This is a genomic window from Devosia sediminis (assembly GCF_016411825.1).
Lineage (GTDB): Bacteria > Pseudomonadota > Alphaproteobacteria > Rhizobiales > Devosiaceae > Devosia > Devosia sediminis.
In genome coordinates this window covers 319,050-337,921 of sequence record NZ_JAEKMH010000001.1, presented here as the reverse complement: position 1 = coordinate 337,921, position 18,872 = coordinate 319,050, and the positions used below count along the sequence as shown (strand labels likewise).

19 protein-coding genes are annotated in these 18,872 nt (G+C 64.0%); 6 read left to right on the top strand and 13 right to left on the bottom strand.

The window, feature by feature from the left end; genetic code table 11:
• The first annotated feature begins 13 nt into the window (after window positions 1–13).
• The 6 genes from JEQ47_RS01770 (at window position 14) to JEQ47_RS01745 (ending at window position 4,445) form a co-directional block, all read left to right on the top strand.
• Window positions 14–475, top strand: coding sequence for a YciI family protein (locus JEQ47_RS01770; protein WP_198874673.1), 462 nt, complete (start codon window positions 14–16; stop codon window positions 473–475).
• On the top strand, window positions 472–1,710 hold the full coding sequence (locus tag JEQ47_RS01765; protein ID WP_198874672.1) for an RNA polymerase sigma factor: 1,239 nt from the start codon (window positions 472–474) through the stop codon (window positions 1,708–1,710). The genes JEQ47_RS01770 and JEQ47_RS01765 overlap by 4 nt, the downstream gene beginning before the upstream one ends.
• Window positions 1,711–1,772: 62 nt before the next feature.
• Window positions 1,773–1,928, top strand: a complete 156-nt coding sequence (locus JEQ47_RS01760; RefSeq protein WP_198874671.1) for a hypothetical protein — start codon at window positions 1,773–1,775, stop codon at window positions 1,926–1,928.
• Window positions 1,929–2,102: 174 nt separating this feature from the next.
• A complete protein-coding gene (locus JEQ47_RS01755; protein WP_198874670.1) occupies window positions 2,103–2,729 on the top strand; it encodes a 50S ribosomal protein L25/general stress protein Ctc in 627 nt (208 codons plus the stop codon).
• Between the two features lie 72 nt (window positions 2,730–2,801).
• Window positions 2,802–3,515: an aminoacyl-tRNA hydrolase gene (gene pth, locus JEQ47_RS01750; RefSeq protein ID WP_198874669.1), complete on the top strand. Its 714-nt coding sequence runs from the start codon at window positions 2,802–2,804 to the stop codon at window positions 3,513–3,515.
• A gap of 381 nt (window positions 3,516–3,896) precedes the next feature.
• Complete coding sequence (locus JEQ47_RS01745) at window positions 3,897–4,445, top strand: hypothetical protein (RefSeq protein ID WP_198874668.1); 549 nt, start codon at window positions 3,897–3,899, stop codon at window positions 4,443–4,445.
• Here JEQ47_RS01745 and JEQ47_RS01740 read toward each other — a convergent pair.
• The 13 genes from JEQ47_RS01740 to JEQ47_RS01680 are packed head-to-tail and all read right to left on the bottom strand — an operon-like array spanning window position 4,442 to window position 18,808.
• A complete protein-coding gene (locus JEQ47_RS01740; protein ID WP_198874667.1) occupies window positions 4,442–5,005 on the bottom strand; it encodes a hypothetical protein in 564 nt (187 codons plus the stop codon). The genes JEQ47_RS01745 and JEQ47_RS01740 overlap by 4 nt on opposite strands.
• Window positions 5,006–5,049: 44 nt before the next feature.
• Window positions 5,050–8,124, bottom strand: a complete 3,075-nt coding sequence (locus JEQ47_RS01735; RefSeq protein WP_198874666.1) for a GDSL-type esterase/lipase family protein — start codon at window positions 8,122–8,124, stop codon at window positions 5,050–5,052.
• Between the two features lie 12 nt (window positions 8,125–8,136).
• Window positions 8,137–8,862 carry a hypothetical protein gene (locus JEQ47_RS01730; RefSeq protein ID WP_198874665.1) on the bottom strand — a complete coding sequence of 242 codons (726 nt, stop codon included), beginning with the start codon at window positions 8,860–8,862 and terminating at the stop codon, window positions 8,137–8,139.
• On the bottom strand, window positions 8,859–9,632 hold the full coding sequence (locus tag JEQ47_RS01725) for a hypothetical protein (RefSeq protein ID WP_198874664.1): 774 nt from the start codon (window positions 9,630–9,632) through the stop codon (window positions 8,859–8,861). Before JEQ47_RS01725 ends, JEQ47_RS01730 begins: the two co-directional genes overlap by 4 nt.
• A 2-nt stretch (window positions 9,633–9,634) precedes the next feature.
• Window positions 9,635–12,097, bottom strand: coding sequence for a hypothetical protein (locus tag JEQ47_RS01720; protein ID WP_198874663.1), 2,463 nt, complete (start codon window positions 12,095–12,097; stop codon window positions 9,635–9,637).
• On the bottom strand, window positions 12,097–12,543 hold the full coding sequence (locus JEQ47_RS01715) for a DUF6950 family protein (RefSeq protein WP_198874662.1): 447 nt from the start codon (window positions 12,541–12,543) through the stop codon (window positions 12,097–12,099). Before JEQ47_RS01715 ends, JEQ47_RS01720 begins: the two co-directional genes overlap by 1 nt.
• Window positions 12,543–12,818 carry a hypothetical protein gene (locus tag JEQ47_RS01710; RefSeq protein ID WP_198874661.1) on the bottom strand — a complete coding sequence of 92 codons (276 nt, stop codon included), beginning with the start codon at window positions 12,816–12,818 and terminating at the stop codon, window positions 12,543–12,545. Before JEQ47_RS01710 ends, JEQ47_RS01715 begins: the two co-directional genes overlap by 1 nt.
• A 43-nt stretch (window positions 12,819–12,861) precedes the next feature.
• Window positions 12,862–13,269 (bottom strand): hypothetical protein, encoded by a 408-nt coding sequence (locus tag JEQ47_RS01705; RefSeq protein WP_198874660.1) that lies wholly within the window; start codon window positions 13,267–13,269, stop codon window positions 12,862–12,864.
• Between the two features lie 11 nt (window positions 13,270–13,280).
• Window positions 13,281–14,591 (bottom strand): hypothetical protein, encoded by a 1,311-nt coding sequence (locus JEQ47_RS01700; RefSeq protein ID WP_198874659.1) that lies wholly within the window; start codon window positions 14,589–14,591, stop codon window positions 13,281–13,283.
• Window positions 14,588–15,316 (bottom strand): hypothetical protein, encoded by a 729-nt coding sequence (locus JEQ47_RS01695; protein ID WP_198874658.1) that lies wholly within the window; start codon window positions 15,314–15,316, stop codon window positions 14,588–14,590. The genes JEQ47_RS01700 and JEQ47_RS01695 overlap by 4 nt, the downstream gene beginning before the upstream one ends.
• Complete coding sequence (locus tag JEQ47_RS01690) at window positions 15,316–15,942, bottom strand: hypothetical protein (protein ID WP_198874657.1); 627 nt, start codon at window positions 15,940–15,942, stop codon at window positions 15,316–15,318. The genes JEQ47_RS01695 and JEQ47_RS01690 overlap by 1 nt, the downstream gene beginning before the upstream one ends.
• The gene (locus tag JEQ47_RS01685; protein WP_198874656.1) at window positions 15,942–18,500 is read right to left on the bottom strand and encodes a phage tail length tape measure family protein; all 2,559 of its coding nucleotides are present in this window, start codon (window positions 18,498–18,500) and stop codon (window positions 15,942–15,944) included. The genes JEQ47_RS01690 and JEQ47_RS01685 overlap by 1 nt, the downstream gene beginning before the upstream one ends.
• A complete protein-coding gene (locus tag JEQ47_RS01680) occupies window positions 18,497–18,808 on the bottom strand; it encodes a DUF1799 domain-containing protein (protein ID WP_198874655.1) in 312 nt (103 codons plus the stop codon). Before JEQ47_RS01680 ends, JEQ47_RS01685 begins: the two co-directional genes overlap by 4 nt.
• Window positions 18,809–18,872 lie beyond the last annotated feature (64 nt).

Sequence of the window (18,872 nt, the reverse complement as noted above, 5' to 3'; positions counted from 1 at the left end):
AAGGACCAGAGCGATGCGTTTTCTCCTGATGCTCTATGCCGAGGAACAGGCCGGCGCCACCATTCCGCCCGAGGACATGGCAAAGGCCATGGATGGCATGTTCGCCTACCAGCAGGCGCTGACCAAGGCGGGTGCCTTCGTGTCCACGTCTGCCCTGGGCGCCACTACCGATGCCCGGACCTTGCGCATGCAGGGAGGTGATATCCACCTGGTCGACGGTGCCTTCGTCAATCAGGGCGGCACGCTCAATGTCCAGGAGGGCCCCTATGCCGAAACGCGCGAGCAGTTCGGTGGGCTCTTCGTCATCGACGTCGCCGACATGGACGAGGCGGTCAAGTGGGCCGCCCGTTGCCCCGCCGCGCAATGGGGGCCGATCGAAATCCGTCCCATCGTCAACACCATGTCGGCCAATGAACCGGCCTGGTGCGCCGACGGCGGCTTTGCGCCGGACGCCGGCCAGCAGCCCGAGCCGTGACGGATGCGAGCCCTGACCGCGCCGCCGAGCGGGTGGCGCGGGAAAGCTATGGCCGCCTCCTCGCCTATCTCGCCGCCCGCACCCGGGACGTGGCCGGCGGCGAGGATGCGCTGGCTGAAGCCTTCGCGACCGCCCTCGAAACCTGGCCGCGCGAGGGTGTCCCCGACAATCCCGAGGCCTGGCTGCTGACGGTCGCCCGCCGGCGCCAGACCGATGCCATCAGGCGGAGCACGACGCGCCGGCACGGCGAAGCCCACCTGTCCCTGATCCAGGACGAACTGGATGACCTGGCCATGTCTCACGATGCCATTCCCGACCGTCGCCTGGCGCTGATGTTCGCCTGCGCCCACCCGCAGATCGACCCCGCCATGCGCGCCCCGCTGATCCTGCAGACCATCCTCGGCCTCACCGCAGCCGATATCGGCGCCGCCTTTCTCGTGCCGCCGGCCACCATGGGCCAGCGCCTGGTAAGGGCCAAGACGCGTATCGGCGAATTGGGCATCGGCTTCGAGATTCCCGACATTTTGGCCCTGCCCGAGCGCCTCGATGGGGTGCTCGAAGCCATCTATGCCGCCTATGCCAAGGGTTGGTCCGACCTGGCCGACGAAGGCAGCGCGCTTGCCACCGAAGCCATCTGGCTCGGCCGCCTGGTGGTCGCGCTCGCGCCCGACGCACCCGAGCCAAAGGGCATGCTGGCGCTGATGTACTATTCCCATGCCCGCCGCGCCGCGCGCCGCGACAGTGCGGGCGCCTATGTACCACTCGAAGCGCAGGACACCGCGCTCTGGGACCAGGACGCCATCGCCATGGCCGAGGCCCTGCTGCGCGACGCCAGCACAGCCGGGCCGACCGGCCGCTGCCAGATCGAGGCGGCAATCCAGTCCGCTCATGTCGCGCGGCGCCTTTCGGGGCAGGACAACTGGCCCGTCATCGTCCAACTCTACGACATCCTTCTCGCCATGACCGGCTCTCCGGTCGTGCAGCTCAACCGCGCTGCCGCACTGGCGCAAGCGAAAGACCCAGTCGTCGCGCTCGCCAGTATGGAAAACCTGGCCACCGATAAACGGATGGCCGAGTATCAGCCCTATTGGGCACTACGGGGACATCTTCTTGCCCAAATTGGTGACACGGCCGGTGCCCACGACGCACTGACCCTGGCCATGGGCCTGTCCATGGATCCAGCGATACGTGACTGGCTCGGGGCACAGCGGAGCCGCCTTGTTTCCTTGAACTGAAGCAAGGGCGGAACCGGGGCTTTCTCCTGCCGTTGGCCCGGTCCAGCTCAAAGGAGAGGACCATGACAAAACAGGACCGACAGAAGGAACAGCTCGACAAGACGGATACCGGCGGCCACCTCGGTGGCACGCATTTTGGTCAGGCACCCGGCGACGCCAAGACTAAGGACAGCCGCAAGGGTGGCGACAAGGCTCGCCCGAACGACGGCAAGAACTGACGCCGCCCTATGTCCGGAGTGCTGCCTGCAGCAACCGCGGGTGAGGGCGGTGGAATCCCTTGCCCTCACCGCCCCTTTCCTCTATAGCCCGGCGCATGAAGCGCTCGTCACCCCTGGAGGACGGGCGCGTATGTTGTTGTGATGACGCATACACCAACCCAATGGATGCTTTCCATGGCTCAGAATAAGGTGCTCAAGGCACAGGCGCGTGACGGAGTGGGCAAGGGGGCCGCTCGCGAAGCTCGTCGTCAGGGACTCGTTCCCGCAGTTATCTATGGTGACAAGAAGCCCCCCGTCACCGTCTCCGTGGCCTACAAGGACGCGCTGAAGTTCATCTATGCCGGTGGCTTCAAGTCGCACGTGCTCGACCTCGACGTCGACGGCACGATCCACAAGGTCATCCCGCGTGACTACCAGCTCGACGTCGTCATGGATCAGCCGATCCACATCGACTTCCTGCGCGTCACCAAGGGCGCCAAGATCAACGTCCAGGTTCCGGTTCACTTCGAAAACGAAGAAGCGAGCCCCGGCCTCAAGCGTGGCGGCACCCTCAACATCGTGCACCACACGCTGGACCTCACCGTTTCCGCGGACAGCATCCCGGAATTCGTGTCCGTCGACCTGACCGGCCTCGATATCGGCGACACCGTCCACATCTCGAACATCAAGCTGCCCAAGGGCTCGGCTGACCACAGCCACGAAGACGACGTGACGATCGCGACGATCGTTGCCCCGTCGGCCCTGAAGTCGGGCGGCGCTGCCGATGCCGAGACCGCCGAAGAAGACGAAGCCTCCGAGTAATCGGTTCGCCTCATTTCTGCTATATGACTGAGGCGGCCTCCGGGTCGCCTCTTTCGTTTCCGGAGTAGCCTCATGAAACTGCTGGTCGGCCTCGGCAATCCCGGCGCCCAATATGCCGGTAACCGCCACAATATCGGCTTCATGGCCGTGGACGCGATTGCCGCCGCCAATGGCATTTCCGCCTGGAAGACCAAGCATGGCGGGCTCCTGGCCGAAGGCAGTATCGGCAATGAGCGCGTCCTGCTCCTGAAACCGCAGACCTTCATGAACAAGTCCGGCGACAGCGTTCAGCAGGTCGCCCGCTTCTACAAGCTCGCGCCATCCGACACGATCGTCTTCTACGACGAACTCGACCTTGCCCCCGGCAAGGTGCGGGTCAAGGTCGGCGGTGGCAATGGCGGCCACAATGGCTTGCGCTCGATCGATCCGCAGATCGGCCTCGACTACAAGCGCGTCCGCCTCGGTATCGGCCATCCGGGCAAGGAGAATGTCACCCACCATGTGCTGGGCGATTTCGCCAAGGCCGACAAGATCTGGCTGGCCCCCCTGCTGGACGAGATCGCCCGCCAGGCGCCGCTGCTTCTGAAGGGCGACGACTCGGGCTTCATGAACAAGCTGGCCCTTGCAGTGAAGGGCGACGAGCCTGCCCCCGCCAAGGCTGAGAAGCCGGCTGCCGCCGGCCAGAGCCACATCCGCCAGGCGCGCCCCGCAAAGCCGCAGGCGGACCTGCCCAAGACCGGCCCCATGGCAGATATGCTGAACAAGCTCTTCGGCAAGGGCGAGTAGCGGACGCACGAAAACGCCGCCTCGCCTTTCGGCTATCGGTGACACGGCGACGAACGGCCAGCGGCCCAAAAACGAACGTTCAAGAACTGAGCCACTGGCCGTTCGTCACGACATCGGCTTGCTTAGGGGGCCCGGTCCTCAGGCGGTACCTTTGGGGTCCGGCTGCCGGCGCATCGATGCAGCCCTGTAAATGACGCCAATCGTCAGGAGGCCTTGTTTAAGGGCGTCCCTCGGGCTGGCGCCAGGCGGCACCGAAGTTTTCTACCCACGCAGGAGATGTAGCGCGCAAAATCGAATGGCATCGCGCGCAAGTTCATTTGGCAGCAGAACAGCCGTCATTTAGGGTCCGTTGAAGCGCGCTTTATTGCCCTCGATTCTTCCATGACCACTATCGGCTCCAACCAGTATCCCCGACTGCCGTGGCGGCCCAATCCAGAGCCGGTGCATGGAGGCTTCATAGCCGAGCCGCACGGCCCCGGCGCCGGCCATGCGAGGGTCTACTATGACCGCGACCAAATCTATGTCGGCACTTGGTGGGTCTGGGTGGCCGTTTGGGAAGGTCGCTTTTCCGAGCACGGATTTGTATGTGCCGCAACCTCGGACCTCGCCAAGCAGGCCGCGGCCGACGCGGCGACTGTCGCTTACTGGAACCACATCGAAGAGACGGAGGGTTGGGTGAAGCCTCCGCCACCCCGCCCTCCCGCATTCGACTATGTGGAGTGGCACTTCTGGCGCCGCTTCGAAGACTGGCTCTGGAATCGGGCCACGATCGAAGAAGTCTTGCGCCACATGGGCCGCTGCACTCCGCAGGACCGCGCCATTCGCCAACGGCTCGCTGATGCCTATGCGTCCCGTCTCAACTTCGGCTTCGACTCCTCCAGACCACCAGGCAAGCGCGGCCTTCTCGCTGAGCTTAGGGCGGCGGGTTAATTGGCCACTGCCGACATCATCGACATGTCGATCCAGAAGTTGCCGCCGCCAGGCGGCAGGTATGACCAGATGTCCGCGGGGTCGATTTTAACGCCATTAGCGCGAACTTCGATGGTGGCCCCGCCGGTACCGAGATTGGCATGGCCGGTTATGGTCGTGCCGAACTGATCATCGCCGTTTATCTGGATGGAGCCGGCGAAGTCTCGCGGAGCGCCGCAGCATGTGAAAATCTTGATGCTGTCGGGCGTCTGCTCGATATAGGTGTCGATGCCAAAGGGGCGATGGTCGACATCGTTTTGGATGAACCACTGTCCATCTTCATCGGGACGAAGAATTGCCACGAGGTGCATGGGCCTGGCCTCCAATTCGGCGAGGCTTGCTGCTGCTTCGAGGAGGCTTGCCTCTGCCCCGAGGAGACGGGTCTCGGTATCGGACAGGCGTTGCTCCAGGGTCGCCACCCGCAAAGAGTTGAGATCCAGGACTTCGACAAGCCGCAATACGCCATACGCTGCGCCGATCCCGAGGGCGACGACGACAATGCCGATTGCCCATGCAAGCACTGCACGGAGCCCGGACCTTTTCTGACGGGGTAGGAGGAAAGCCTTCAACCTTGATTTTCGCTTTCGAGTGCAGCCACGCGCTGTTCCAAACTCTCGATCTGGTCGAGTGCCCAACTCAGGGCCGCCCATAGATAGGGCGTGCGCTTTCCTTGGTCTACGCCCCAAGGCCGAAAATCCTTGTCCCCGATCGCCCCTTCCCCCGGAACTGCCAGGTCAGTGGAGACCGAATACGAGGTCTGGGCGCCCCAACCCACCGCGCCAGCACCGTCGACCTTCCAGGTGAAGGAGCGAACTGGATCTGCCCGGATGATTTCGATTGCTGCCAGCGGGTCGTAGAGCCCGGCGAAATCCTTCAGGCTCTCGTCTGAAGAGGTGAGATAGCTGGTTGCCGATCCACTGGTGGAAATCATCCCAACGGTGCCGTTCGGATTGTAGAAGTAAGCGTGCCCTGCAGCGCCCGTTGTCGATCGGGAGGACTCAAAGGCATCCTCCCCCAACGTCTTGCCGTTCACCGCCCCAACAGAGGACGCCGGGCGACCGATAATGTACTGGGACAGGACCGAATTACTGCTCCACCCGCCCCTGGGATCGCCGGTCGACGACAACATCGAATAGAGATTTCGGCTGTACTTCATCGCTCTGGCATTCAGGTCCCAGGAAGCGAAGGCTCCATCGGCCTCGGCAAGTGCGGGCACACCGAGGATGATCGGTCTCGCACCGATGCCAGTGATGCGGCTGATCAGTTGCAGCATTGCCAACGTAAAGCCTTCGATCGCGGTGGGGTCGAAGGTGGCGGAGCTCGGGCTGTAGGCGTCATTAGTGCCGGCACAGACAATCACATGCGTCGGACTATGGGGGACGACAGCGGTGTCGAAATTCGCGAGGAGATCGAACACGTCGCCGCCGGGGATACCCTCATTGATGACCAATGCATCCGGCAGTTCGGCCTGCAATTGGGTCAGGAAGCTCTCTCGCTCTGTCGAGCTGCCAATGTCCCCCGCGACCCAGCTATCGCCATAGCCCACGACGACTGCCGTCTCAGGGATCGCAGCTTCACCAGATGGCGAGGCCGCGAAGACTTCGATCTGATCAGCGATGATCGCGCCAGCAACAGGGACTGTCGTGCCGACGAAATGCACCGAGAGGTTCTTGGCATCGCCGTGAACGCGGACCGGCAAGGTGTAGACGGTGGGAATATTGCTGCTGGCGGCAGGGACCACGAATTCGGCGTTCACCCGGGCGTCATCGTCCACTACCCGAATGGTGCAAACCGTATCGCTTCGGCTGCAATGCACGACCACCCGCAAAATCGCACCGGTGACGCCGGCAACGGGAAAAATGGCCGTGCGCCCACCGTCCCCAGCCGCCGCCACGTCGATATACGCGGCCTTGCCGATGGCAAACCGAACAGGCGCATTGGCCGACGCGACATTGCTCGAGCTCTCGTCGTAGTAGTTGATGACGCCGCCCGCTATCGCGACGAGCTGGTCGTTCGCCAGACTGCCCGAATTAACGAACTGCGAGAAGAACAGCCTGCCCTTGGTGGGTAGGCAGTTCTGCCACTCCTTCTCCCGAGCCAGCCGCTGCCCGAGTTGGCGCATGTAGAATTTGCCGGGGTGTGCCTTATTGTACCAGGTCCGCTCCGCGCGGGCGCCGCCGGCAGCGGACACGGGCCATTTGAGACGCGGAAGGGTGGTCAGCGTGTTGGACGATATGGCGGTGATAAAGTATGTCCAGTAGCGGCCATTGTCGTGCTTGACGGTGACGTTTCCGCCCGCATCAAACAGCGCTCCATTTGTGATCACGATCGACGACGCCCCGGCCGCGGCAGTGCCGGTGATCGCCTGCTCGGTCACCAGGTCAACGGCCTCGGCCGTGAGCATACCCCGGCCATGGAAACCGGTTAGGAGTTGTTCGATATAGACCGGGTCGATGCCCGCCTGAGACGTTGGCGACTTAAGGCTAATCTCTGGCGCGGTCGGATCAGCGTTGTCGACTGACATCCCTACGCCGGCGACGATTTCGCCCACCGTGCCTGTGCCACCAGGCCCGCGTTTATCTGCCGCCTCGGCGACGTTGGCCGTCCAGGTGCCATCGCCTTTGCGGTACTGGCCCACAAAGTCTGTCGGCGGAGCGCCCTGCCCACCGACATAGCTAGCCAACATCTCTACCCGACGCAGACCATCCACCACCGTGACGATATTCTGCGCCCAGCCCTGGTAGCCACGATCGCCCTTATCGCCCTTGTCGCCAGTATAGCGCGCCACCAACCGCCAGTCCGGCCCGGCGATCAATTCCACCACGCCGGAAATGCCAGTGAGGGCACCGAAGTCAGTTCCGAGATCCCTGACAAAGACCAGGTGGCCGGGGTCATTGCCTTCGAAGGTCGTCAGCTCGGCCGTGGTGAGCGCCCGATCGTCATAGGCGAAGCCGTCTCCGGCGTCCCCCTTTGCGGCGAAGGCCACCATCAGCTCGGCATCGTCCGTCCAGGCGGAAGGATCACCCACAATGCCGATCGGCACCTTTCGATAGCTGCCGCCATCGACAACCGGACCGGTCACCTCGAAGCCTGCAAACATGCCGTCATTGCTGGCACTGCTGATCTGCACGGCGCCCTTGATCAGCGAGGTGCCGATGCCCCAGCGGCTCAGCATAGCCCCTACTTCAAAGCCGCTGCCGCTGAGGTCGTCGATATACAACATGGTGGCCAGCGCCGGATCGACATGGTTTAGGCGGACATAGCCCGGCCCCGGATCGCCATCGGCGGTGGCCGTGCTGAAGCGGTATCCCAGGCCCAAGCCGTTCGCCTGCACCACCGAGAGGTCCTGGACGACCTTGGCGACGCGTCCGTTGAGGGTCCCCACCTGCGTTTCGGCCGGCGTCATGGCCGAGATGGCCAACGGGAGGTTGGCCCCTCCGGCGCCGGCATGCGGCAGTACCAGCTCGGCCGAGGTCGTGGAGAGCCTGGTCTTGATGAAGTTGGCCACGCCCTCGATGACGACCTGGCTTCCAGCCGGTGCGGTAATCTCGGAGAGGACAACACCATCATCGCCCACCCAAAGGGTCAGGATGGTCTCGCCAGTATCGATCGAGGCGGTGCCGGTAGAAATGCGTGTCATGGGGAGCCTGCCTTAGGTGAAGCGACCGGGGGTGATTTTGAAGGTCACCGACCAGGTGCTGGATAGATTGATGCTGTAGGCGACCGAGCACGCGTCGGGCTGGTGCGAGCGGTAGCGCCAATGAATGGTCGCCGGGAAAGGCGGGGTCGCCGGGGTGTAGGTGACGAAAAGGTCGGTCCGGCTGTCGATGAACTTGACGTATTGCGCCCCGGCCGACTGGTAGAGCGCCGCATAGACGCCCCCGCCATTGAGCAGAAAATGCACGCCGCGCTTCCAGGCGGCGAGGTTCTCCAGCACCACGGCATTGTCGAAAAGGCTCATCCAGCGGTTCTCCTGGATGGACGACAGCACCGGGATTGAGCCCAGGAGCAGGTCGGGAGCAGCGGTCCGGACGAACGTCGCCTGAACGTCAAGGTAGTCTGTGCCCGCGGGCACCGCGCCCAGATAGATTGGCGCAATGTTGATGGCCTTGCCTGGCCCCCAGTTCTGGTCGGCGATCGTCCCGACCGTCGAGCAGCTCTCGGCGAAAGGCGCGCCACCATCCCCATAGAGCGAACCAGAGGAATAGAAGTACTGGGCGCCTGAGGTCATGAAGCTGGGAAAGACCAGCGACACGGTCCCTGTCAGCGCCGCTTCGGGGATGAGGTTGAAGGCTTTGCGGTCGGTATCGAACACGTCGATGCCGGCGGCGTTGCGCAGCCACATGCGTTCCGGCGTCATTGCAAAGCTACGGCTCATGCAAAGATCCTCTGGAACGGCGCGCCGGTGAAACCGCCGGCATAGCCCGGCTCTGTGATGATGCTGCCGTTGGGCAGGACGACGCGCATCCGGCCCACGTCGAAATCGAAGGAAGCGGCCAGAGCCAGGAAGAATGGGCTATCGGCGCCGGTGCCGCGTCGCATGGTTGTGGTGTTGGTGTCGAAGCGGCCGCGCCCCATGATTGCCCGTGTGTCAGTGGCCCAGAACATCGGCAACTGCGGCCCTACCGGGACTTCGCTCGCGTCTTTGAAGACCAGCACGTCATAGCTGACCGTGAGGGCGGGCAAATCGGCATCGGATGAGGTGCCGACATTGTAGCAGATGATGTCTGTCGCCGTGGCATTGAAGGAAACGAACCGGGCGCGGTCCCCCAGGTTCTGCACATTCATCCCCTGCGGTAGCACCCGCCCCCCCTGCGAGACGACGAACCGCGGCGGATAACCGGCCCCATGGTAAAGCAGGACCTGTTCCTGGGCATAGGTCTGCCCCCTGTAGATCACCGAGGCAGTACCGAAGCCTCGGGCATCGGTGATCGTCCGGCCGGGCACCGACTGATGGGTCATCGAAACGGTCGCCCGGTTGCGGACGGTGTAGTAGTCCCAATGCGAGCAGAACTCGATGAGGTGCAGGTACGTCAGCGGGTTCTTGTATGGCGCGAACTTGTCGCCGCTGTCTGGCTTGCGCCAGATCATGGTGACCTCGGCGATGAGGAGGCAGTGCGTGTCGCTTTCCATGAAGGTGTAAGCCACGATCAACTCCCCACCAGGAAGGATGCCGGATCGGTGCCGTTGATCTCGATGGACGTGCCGTCGATCGACCGAATGCGCTCGAAGCGCAGGTCGGTGATCTTGACGAAGTCGGCCTGCACCGCGAAGGGCTGGGTGACGATCGCGCCATTGGTGGCGAGGAAATAGAGCCGGTCGGCCATGGCGCCGATCCAGCTATCCGAGGTGCCGCCGAGAAGATCGGCCTCGGCGCCAAGCTGCAGCACGGATTCGCCAAACGTGTCGCCGACCTGGGCACGCACCTTGAACATGATGGTTGCGGTCGCCGTCTCGGGATCAACCTGGGCTTCGACCTTGAACAAGCCACCAGCCGTGACCAGGTCGAGCTGGGCGGCCACCTCCACTTTGTATTCGCCGAACGCCGCGTTGAGTTCCGCAATGGCCCGCTGCGACACCACAACGGCGGCAAGGGCGCGGCCGTTCTGCGCCTTGAGCAGGGTAAATGCCTCACGCAAGTTAGTTTGGTCGGTTAGCGCCGCCTCCTCGGCTCTGGTCATGCGAATTTCGAGCTGGGAAATGGCATCGGCCAACGAGCCGACACCCGGCCCCACTAGAAAGCCTCGTTCGTTCTGCAGCTCTAGCGCCAGCTTGGCCGGCGTGACGCTACCATCGGCCACTTCGGCGGGCACTTCCTCGGCGCCGGTGGTGAACTCCACCACATTGGTCCAGACGCAGGCGCGACCATCGGCGCGCACTGGGATGGCCTTGGCCTTATAGGCGGTCAGCGGCTGCAGCGGCCCATAGACCAGCGCGTTCTGAAGGCGCGCCGAGGCAAAGAAGTCCTGCTTGTCATTCGCTTCGGTCCCGGCCGAAGGCCAGATGCGGACCATGACCTGGTCGACATTGGGGTCGGTGATCGGCGTCCAGGTGGATTTGCCGTATGGGTGAATGGCCCCGCCGCCGGCGCGCTGGTATTGGACGACCGTGAACCCCGAAACGGCAATGGTGCGGTTCGGATTGGCCTGGCCGACGCCCGGGCCGCTGGGTAGCTCAACGAATGTGTCGCCCGAGGCCGGGACAATGGCATTGCTCCACTGGCTCAAGGTGACTCGTGCGCCGATTCGGGCACCATCCTTCATAACAGGCTCGATGCGCTCGACCACCATGAGCATGGGGCCATCGGCAGTCTGGCGCGTGATTGGGTCGCCAGGCTCCAGCAGCAGCGCCTTGGGGGTGAAGCTCTCTTCGCGGGTCGCCGCGTAGAACTGGCGCCGGAGGGCGATCTCGGCGCGCAACTGGGCGCGCTCCTGCAGGCTCTCATAGGGCTGGTTCATGGCCTCGGCGCGCCGGCCGCCCAGCCTGCTTTCCAGTTCGGCATTGATCCGCGGCGTGAAGGGAGCTTCCGCCCAGCCGGAATCGTGGCTGACGAATTGGCCGTGCCACATGGTCTTCTTGGTGCTGACCACGCCTTTGCGGTCCACCCGGATCGGCTCGCCGGCCAGCCGGTCGATATCCCGCAGGGTCATGACGGGCACGAGCTGCTGCGCCGGCAGCGGCACGTCAGCACCGCCGCGCTTGAAGCTCGAGCCGCAATAGGACTGGTCGATTTCGCGCAGCACCGACAGCTTTTCCTCATCGTCCGAGATCTGTCGGCCGTATTCGAAGATCGGGAAGGTCTTGCCGGAAACCGGGTCATAGAAGGTTTCGTCGCAGCGATTGGCGGCAGCCGTGTAGCCGGCCATGTCGCAAGAAAAGGCCGGGAAGCCCTGGCCGAGCACCTTGACGCCATTGACGTAGATGCCGCGGCGGAAATTGAGCCGGATGACGGCCGGGTTCCTGGTGAACACATAGGTCGACTGGTCGCCCCAGACGGCACCCGGCCGGCGCCAGTCGTGGAGCTTCAACCCACGCCAGACAGAACCGAAGCGCGGCACGGCCGAGCCGTAGAGGTCGGCATTGAAGCGAACGGTGATGATCATGTAGGCGACGCCGGTGAACTTGTGGTTCGCGGTCCAGCGGCCGGCGGGATTGGCGTTGGCCACCAGTTGCGGATCGGCGGCCTGGCCCGGCGCGCCGGTATAGGTTTTCACCCAGAGATAGGGCGTTCCGGATACCGTGTAGGAGGCGACCGAGCGGCCGAAAGGGTCGGCGTTGGAGCCCGCCAGCGTTTCGGGCTTCTCGTCGACCAGGAAGTGCTCCATGCCATCGTGCCAACCGTGACCGACATCGATGACCATCTGGACATATTCGTTGTCTGCCCCGAACTCATTGACATAGGCCAGCCGGCCGGTGGCGCGGCCGAGGCCGACCACCGCGCGCACGGCAGCGCTCTCGCCGACCTCGAGCTCGAAGCTGAGGCCGCGTTGGGTGTGGACCCTTTGGGTCACCGGCTGTTGTTGCGGCGCGAACACGCTGGCCAGCAGCGAAGCGCCTACACCGATGGCCAGGTTGAGCGCGATATTGCCGATGATGGGCGCGACTTGCGGCATCAGGGCGCCCCGATGGCAAAGCAGCGCCGGAGGGCGCCGACGGGCACATAGACCGGCCCACGTGGGCTCCGGCCGACTGCCTGGCTGCCCATGATCACGAAGGTGGCGATCGATGGCCGCCCCTCGACCTCCTGGTCAAGAATGCCGCAGTCCCCACGACGAGCGAGCAGCGGCGATATCTCGGGGAAGACCGCCTGCAGCGCGCCTTCAACGTCGCTAAAACCCAGCTTGAAGAGCTGTTTCCAGGCAGCGGCCTCGGTCGAGTGGCGTTTGAACCCGTGCATCGGGTCCACGCCGGTCATGCCGACGCAGAGCAGTGCTGGCGTCCCGAGGCAATGAGCGTCCGGCGACCAGCCGAAGGGTAGCGCCAGCTGCTCGGTCATAACGGCCACGAAGGCCCGCTCCCAGCCGGGCACTCGTGCGGGGATGGCGGGCGGCCAGGGCATTAGATGACCTTGAAGACGCCGCAGGCGCCATCTGCTTGGCGGACCACACGGTAGTTGCCGGGGCTGATGAGAGACAGGCTGGGCTTGGCGGCTGTCATCTCCATGCCGGTCGGCTGCCAGTTGTCGGCATCGTCCTGCAGCTCGACGGTCGCCCGGGCCGTGTTGACCGCATCCTTGAGACATACGGTCACCATCGTACCCAGCTCAATCAGCACGGCGCCGGATTCCGTCTTGTTGGTGCCGGTGGCGAGGATTTCGGTTTCTGTTACGGCCAAGGTGGCCTCCTGTGGTGGGAAAGGACGTTAGACTGGCTGGGGATCAAAGCTCCGGGTCCGGCACGAACTGCAGGCCGCGGCTAGCGAGCACGGCCGCGGCGTGATTCACCGGCTCGACGTCGCCGGCGGCCGAATAGACCTGGAACACGGCACCATTGGTCGCCGCCATCGCATGGGCAGCGGCAATGACGCCTTCCTCGCCCCAGATGACACCCTCCGGCACGGGTGGCAGATCGCCCTCGGTCATGGCCGTGAGGATGTTGAGTTCGCCCTGATTGCCCATCGCGTCGCTGGACAGCCAGTGGGTCGCCGGGGTGAAGGAGGTTGCACCCGGATCGATTGCGCAGAGTTTGCGGCTGAATGCCTCCGGCCCCATGCCGCGAGCGGCGAAGACGAGGTTGATGTTGTTTCTTTGGGCGTCGGTGACGATGCAGATAATGCCAAGGGCCACGTCGATCTCTCCTATGAAGTGAGCAGGGAATTGCGGATTTTGATGAAGGTTGGCAGGTCGAGAAACTGGCGGCCGCCCAAGATCTTTTCCACCGAGCCAGCAAAGAAGCCCGCGGCAGAGCCGTTGCTGTTGTTGGAGCCCAGACGCCACGGCGTCGTGGTGGGAAGGCCGCCCGCATAGGCACCTTCAACGATCAAGGACGTTCCCCCGAACAGGCGGCGGGTGGTGCTGTTGAAGGACATGCCCACCACAACACGCTGACCCCGAAAGTCGGGACCTTGGATGACGGCGGTGGTGCCGGTGCCAGCGGCTAGTTGCCCATCGACGGTGACCGCGAAGTAGGCCCGGTCATTGGCCGCACCTGTCGCGCCGGCAATCCACTGGGAGGCCCCCAAAGTGGTCGGCATGGTGACCAGGGCGACGACGAAGTTCTCGTTCGCGCCGGCCGCGTAGTTGGTCAGAAGATTGTCGTCGTTGCCATCGAACTTCGCGCCCGACGACAGCAGGAAAGGTCTCTGCTGCGCGGTGGTCTGCCGGCCATGCCTGCCTCGCAGACGCTTCATGGACACGCGGTCCACCGCGGCATTGGTCGGCACCGATGCTCCGCGCTTGATTTCTATACCGGCCGTGGTGGCGTTCGGAACCAAGAGCGCACGGCGATTGGTTCCGGCGAACAAACCGTTGCTCTGAGTGGCGGTCATGGCGGCAGCGATGCTACCGGCTGACACGGATGCCACATCGCATTCCACAACGTACGTGTCACCGACAGAGAGACCGTTGAACACAACGCTTCCCGCTGCGTAACTGCCGTCTGGGGAATTGATGAGAAGCTGACCACCGGCAATTGACGCCTGGGTAAACAACCAGCCTGCGGAGGAGTTCAGCAGTGGATCGGCGATCAATTCCGGCGATGCCGCCAGAGCCTGATCCATCGTCTGTCCGTTCCAGGATCGCTGATCTGCGGCAAAGGCCACCTGGTTGCTTAGGCCGGCGAGTGTGGGTCCGTAAGCTTCTTGATAGTGCCGATCGGTCTTTGTGAAGTCGAAATAGAACCCGTCGCTCTGGGCCGCCATAAAGGCATCGAGGGAGAAGGTCCCGCCGAGTGCTTCAATCACCGCGTTGAACTTAGCCCGGGCCAGGACGAGGCTTTCATGATCGGCCACCAGCGGCAGACCCAGTTCGGTGGCTATCTGGTTCATGCGCATGCAGCGTTCTCCGTCTGTGTCGAGGCCGGGATAGACATCCGGGCCAAACCAACTATCGACCGCCGCCTGGATGCGGTCTTTCCAGCTCTCATTGGGGACCAGCAGCTCCAGCGTCATGCGACCGTCCCTTCCGGCGCCCGGCCGAAGCTGATCTTCTGGCGCTGCGCTGAGGCAACATGCTCGAAAGCCTTGTCGTCGGGGTCGATGAGCGCCTGGAAGGCCGCATTGGCCGTCTTGCCCTCGATGTCGCGCTGCATGATGTCGGGCTCTTCAAGGATCAGCGACCGCACCGGCACGCCCTGGGCGTCGGTGTCGAGCACCATCTGGTCCATGGTCCGCACCGCCACCTGCTCGCGCAGGATCGGCGTGCCGGTGTGGTCGAGCCAGAATGTCGAGAGCACGGCCGGCCGGCCCTCCCATTCTTCCTCGTCGATTGTCGCGCGCACGCCATCGTCGAAAGTGTTGGCGGGAATGTCCGACCCTTCGGACAGGTAGGTCTCAAACACCCGCGCAGTGATCGCCCGGCTTTCCGGTCCGAGCGCATTCTCCGGCACGTCCAGCCCGACCAGGTTGCCGCCGCCATAGAACACGTCATCGCCCAGCGGCTGACCATCGACCCGGTCGTTGCGCCACCAGCCGGCATCGCTCCACAGATCCTCGTCGGCCGGGCCGCCCACCCGCCAGGGCGGCAGCACGCCGGCGACGTCATCCCAGCCAAACAGGCCCTTGACCCCGAGGACCAGGCGCACCACGCCACTGTCGAAATAAAGCTCGATCGCGTCTCGCACGTCGACGCGGCCGGCTTCCAGCTCTTCCAGCAACTCTGGGGAATGAGGCTTCATCACACAGCCTCCATGAGCCCGAAGGTGACGGGGCTTGGCCCATATTCCTCGCGCTGACTGTCCGCCCAGCTCCCGGGCTGCAGGATGGCGCGCAGCGGCGGGTTTTCGAGCCTGACCACGGCCGCCGGCGCCAGGACGCCCAATGGCAGGCGCGGAGTGACGGCAATGTCCTGAGAAATGGCGCTGGCGACGATGACCGGCGCCGCAATCCAGCGGTGAATGACCTGGTCGCCCTGAAGGATGGACAGTCGGTCCCCCCGGCGCAGGTCTAGCCCGGCCGTGAGGCCGAACACGCTGATGGTGCGCTGGTCGACTATGTCGGACAGCGATGCATCACCAATCATCGGCCAGTTCGCCGCCGTATAGGCGCGTGGCAGGCGGTGCCGTGGGTGGAGGAAGTCCACCCGCATGTTGTTGTCGGCCGCCCAGGTCAGCCAGGCGAGAAACTCTGCCCGATCGTTCGCGCCGCGGGGGTCTAGCGGACCGGTCGTGTAGGTGCCGTGCCAGAAAGGGTCCGCCTTGCGGGACGTGATGAACAAACCGCCCTCGGTGCGGGCAGTCACGACGCCGAGGTCGGGCGCCAGGTCGATCGAGGAATAGGCATTGATGGGGAAATTGACCGGCATCAAAACCCCGTCGCGCCGCGCCGGCGCGCATCCGTCACTTCATCCCGCACGATCAGCCGGATCATCTCCTCGCCACTCGGCCCGGTCGTGCGCTGCTGCTCGATCGGTGCACCGCGGCCACGCTGGTCGATGATCTGCACCGACACCGACCGGCTGTCAGGGATCTGGTTCTGGTTGGACGCAACCATTCCCATTGAACGGGTGTGATTGTAGACCTGCTCACCGCCGCGAAACCTGACCAGCTCCGGCCCTTCCTCACCGACCCAGGCAAGCCCGGCCGGCGCATTGTCGGTCCCTGACGCAAAGCCAGGAATGCCAAAGATGCCGGGACGGCCGAAGCCGCCGGGAACGCCCCAGCCGCGACCCAGGCTGTTCCCGCCAATGCCCCCCATGAGACTCCCAAAGATCAGATCGAAGAGGCCATTGGCGGCCATGCCGATTGCGCGATCGGCGATCTTGTCGAGAGCGGTGGCGCCGGCGTTGCCAAGGATGGACCAGCCGTCGCTTGCCTTACGCGCCGCATTGGCCATCCGCGTCAGCTCGTCGCCCAGGCCGGCCAGGTTGGCGCGGTCAGTCGAGACGATGGCGTCGATCTGTTCCTGGAAGCGATCGAAGGCGGGAGCCCCACTTTCAACGCTGGCACTGAACTCGGAAACAATGTCCTCAAAGGCGTCGCCGCCCTTGCCAGACAGCTTTGACTTCAGATCATCAGGAAGCTTCGAAATGGCGTCCATGCCGGCACGGACGCCTGCCTTGATGTCGGTGAAGAAGCCCGACCAAGTGCTGCGGTAGAACTGCATTTGCTCGTTGGCCAATCGCTCCCGCTCCTGCAGGCGTTCCAGCTCGACCGTTGCGCCGGCGTAGTGCTGCGCCATGCGCTCGATCTGGGCATTGACTGTCTCATCGATTGGGATGCCGGCGGCCCGAGCCTGATTGCGTAGATCAAAGGCCGCTTTCTGCCGCTCGACTTCATAGGTCGACTTGCCCAGCAGCTCGATTTCCAGCCGCTGCTGGTCGATGCGTTGCTGGAAATTGTCATTGGCCGACTGCCATTGATCGAACGGCTTCTGGGCCGCCTTGGCTCCCCGCGCGTTCGCCTTCTCGTTCGCCTCGGCCTCGGCCACGTTGATGCTGTCGAGGACGCGCTGGTATTCGGTGGCGAATGCCGTGGCTTCGCTCATCGACCGAACCGACCCCTCTGCCTGCAGAGCCCAGGCGTCGAGCTGCTCGCGTGCCTGGTCGAACTGCGAACGCGGGTCCATGTAAAGGCTGCTGATTTCGCCCATTGCCTGACCGAACGACTCGGACATGGCAATACGGACCTGGATCTCGCGCGGGAGGCTTCGCAGGGCGGCGCCGGCGCTATCGGCCCGTGCCTGAACTTCCAGCAGTCGGAGCGCCAGTTGGTAGGCCTGGTCCGCCAGTTCTGCGATGGCCGGGTCCTCGGCGGTGTTGAACAGCTCGCGGGCCGCCACCATCGCCCCGTGCAACTCTTCCCTGCTAGACGCCGCGCCGATCGCCAGTCGGCCCAGCAGCTCAACCTGGCGGATGCCCTCGCTGTCGGCGCCTGGGCCAGCGCCAAGCGCCCCGATGTTCTGGATCTCGCGAAGGAAGGTCACCGTCTCGGCGAGAGCCTCGCGGTTCGCCTCGATGCGGGACTGTATTTCGTCCTGCGAGTTAGCCTGATCGCGCAGAGTGGCGCGCAGGTCAGAGGCGACAACACCTTGCGGCAGCTTCAGCGCCGAGGCCAGCGCCTGGTCGGCAGCACCCTTGGCCGCGTCGTAACCTTCGAGGATACTGTCGAGCATCTTGCGGTGCTCTTCCAAGGCATCGGTCGCATCTTCGGCGCTGTTGAGTGTGCTCATGAACCACTGCACGCCAGCCGCGCCCAGACCAATGGTCGCGATGGTGGCGAGGTTGAGCGGGTTCAACAGTCCCACTAGGGCGCCGCCCAATGCCTGGACGATCTGTCGACCACTGCCGATCTGATGAAAAATGCCGCCAACCTGCATACCCTGCTGCATCGCCAGCATCATCGGCGCCTGGCCCATGGCCGTCATCATCGCGATGTCTTGCGCCTGGAACAGCAGGTTGGTGGTGTGAGCTGCCCCCACATTGCCTGCGCGGCGGTTGTCGTTGGCAGCGGCAGCAAAGGACTGTGCCGACGCGCCGGCCGAGCGATAACGTGCTTCAAGCTCAGCCAGAGCCGCTGATTGTTCCTGGGCCGAAATCGCACCGACCCGATGAGCGTGATTTATTTCGTCCTGCTCACGCTGGAACGCCTGGATAGCCGCAACACCTGGAACGATGCGGGCGCGCAGCCGGTCCATCTCCTGACCATAGGCGGCAATGTCTGCAGCACGGTCCCGCGACGAGGCACCGCCGCGGCCGAAGGCAGCTTCCAGCGCCTCCAGCCTTGCCCTGGTGACCGCGGCCTTGGCGCTGGTGGCATCAGCGCCGGCGTTGAGCTGGTCCAGCGCCTGGCGCGTGGATGACACTGCGCTGACAGCGCTGCGACCATCCCCGGTCAACTTAAGGGCGACGACGAACTGGCTCACCGATCGGCCTCCGCGAAGGCGCTAAGCGCGGCCATCTCCATCGCTTGGATCAACGAGAACTGCTCAGGAGGTAGACCGTGATTGCGCATCACGATGTCCACGCCGGGGTAGTCGAGGCCGGTCCGGATGATCTTGGCGCTGGAAAGGCCACCAACGGCAATGCAGTGCCACTGGCTGTCCAGGGCACGGAACACCTCAAAGGCACCTACATTGATGTCCCAGATCTCGAACACGTCTTCCTCGTCGACTTCGTCCGGCTCGACCGTCACGCCCAGCTCGGCGAACTCTGCCGCTGCGGCTTCGTCCATCCGCAGCGGCCTGGTCGGGTCATTTGCGTTCAGCAGCGCGAAGACCCTTGCCCGCGCCGCTTCA

Excerpts from the sequence above, each read along its gene's own strand:
- JEQ47_RS01770 (WP_198874673.1), top strand. The coding sequence starts at position 14 with ATGCGTTTTCTCCTGATGCTCTATGCCGAGGAACAGGCCGGCGCCACC.
- JEQ47_RS01760 (WP_198874671.1), top strand. The coding sequence starts at position 1,773 with ATGACAAAACAGGACCGACAGAAGGAACAGCTCGACAAGACGGATACC.
- JEQ47_RS01755 (WP_198874670.1), top strand. The coding sequence starts at position 2,103 with ATGGCTCAGAATAAGGTGCTCAAGGCACAGGCGCGTGACGGAGTGGGC.
- pth (WP_198874669.1), top strand. The coding sequence starts at position 2,802 with ATGAAACTGCTGGTCGGCCTCGGCAATCCCGGCGCCCAATATGCCGGT.
- JEQ47_RS01745 (WP_198874668.1), top strand. The coding sequence starts at position 3,897 with ATGACCACTATCGGCTCCAACCAGTATCCCCGACTGCCGTGGCGGCCC.
- JEQ47_RS01735 (WP_198874666.1), bottom strand. The coding sequence starts at position 8,124 with ATGACACGCATTTCTACCGGCACCGCCTCGATCGATACTGGCGAGACC.
- JEQ47_RS01730 (WP_198874665.1), bottom strand. The coding sequence starts at position 8,862 with ATGAGCCGTAGCTTTGCAATGACGCCGGAACGCATGTGGCTGCGCAAC.
- JEQ47_RS01720 (WP_198874663.1), bottom strand. The coding sequence starts at position 12,097 with ATGCCGCAAGTCGCGCCCATCATCGGCAATATCGCGCTCAACCTGGCC.
- JEQ47_RS01715 (WP_198874662.1), bottom strand. The coding sequence starts at position 12,543 with ATGCCCTGGCCGCCCGCCATCCCCGCACGAGTGCCCGGCTGGGAGCGG.
- JEQ47_RS01700 (WP_198874659.1), bottom strand. The coding sequence starts at position 14,591 with ATGACGCTGGAGCTGCTGGTCCCCAATGAGAGCTGGAAAGACCGCATC.
- JEQ47_RS01695 (WP_198874658.1), bottom strand. The coding sequence starts at position 15,316 with ATGAAGCCTCATTCCCCAGAGTTGCTGGAAGAGCTGGAAGCCGGCCGC.
- JEQ47_RS01690 (WP_198874657.1), bottom strand. The coding sequence starts at position 15,942 with ATGCCGGTCAATTTCCCCATCAATGCCTATTCCTCGATCGACCTGGCG.
- JEQ47_RS01680 (WP_198874655.1), bottom strand. The coding sequence starts at position 18,808 with ATGGACGAAGCCGCAGCGGCAGAGTTCGCCGAGCTGGGCGTGACGGTC.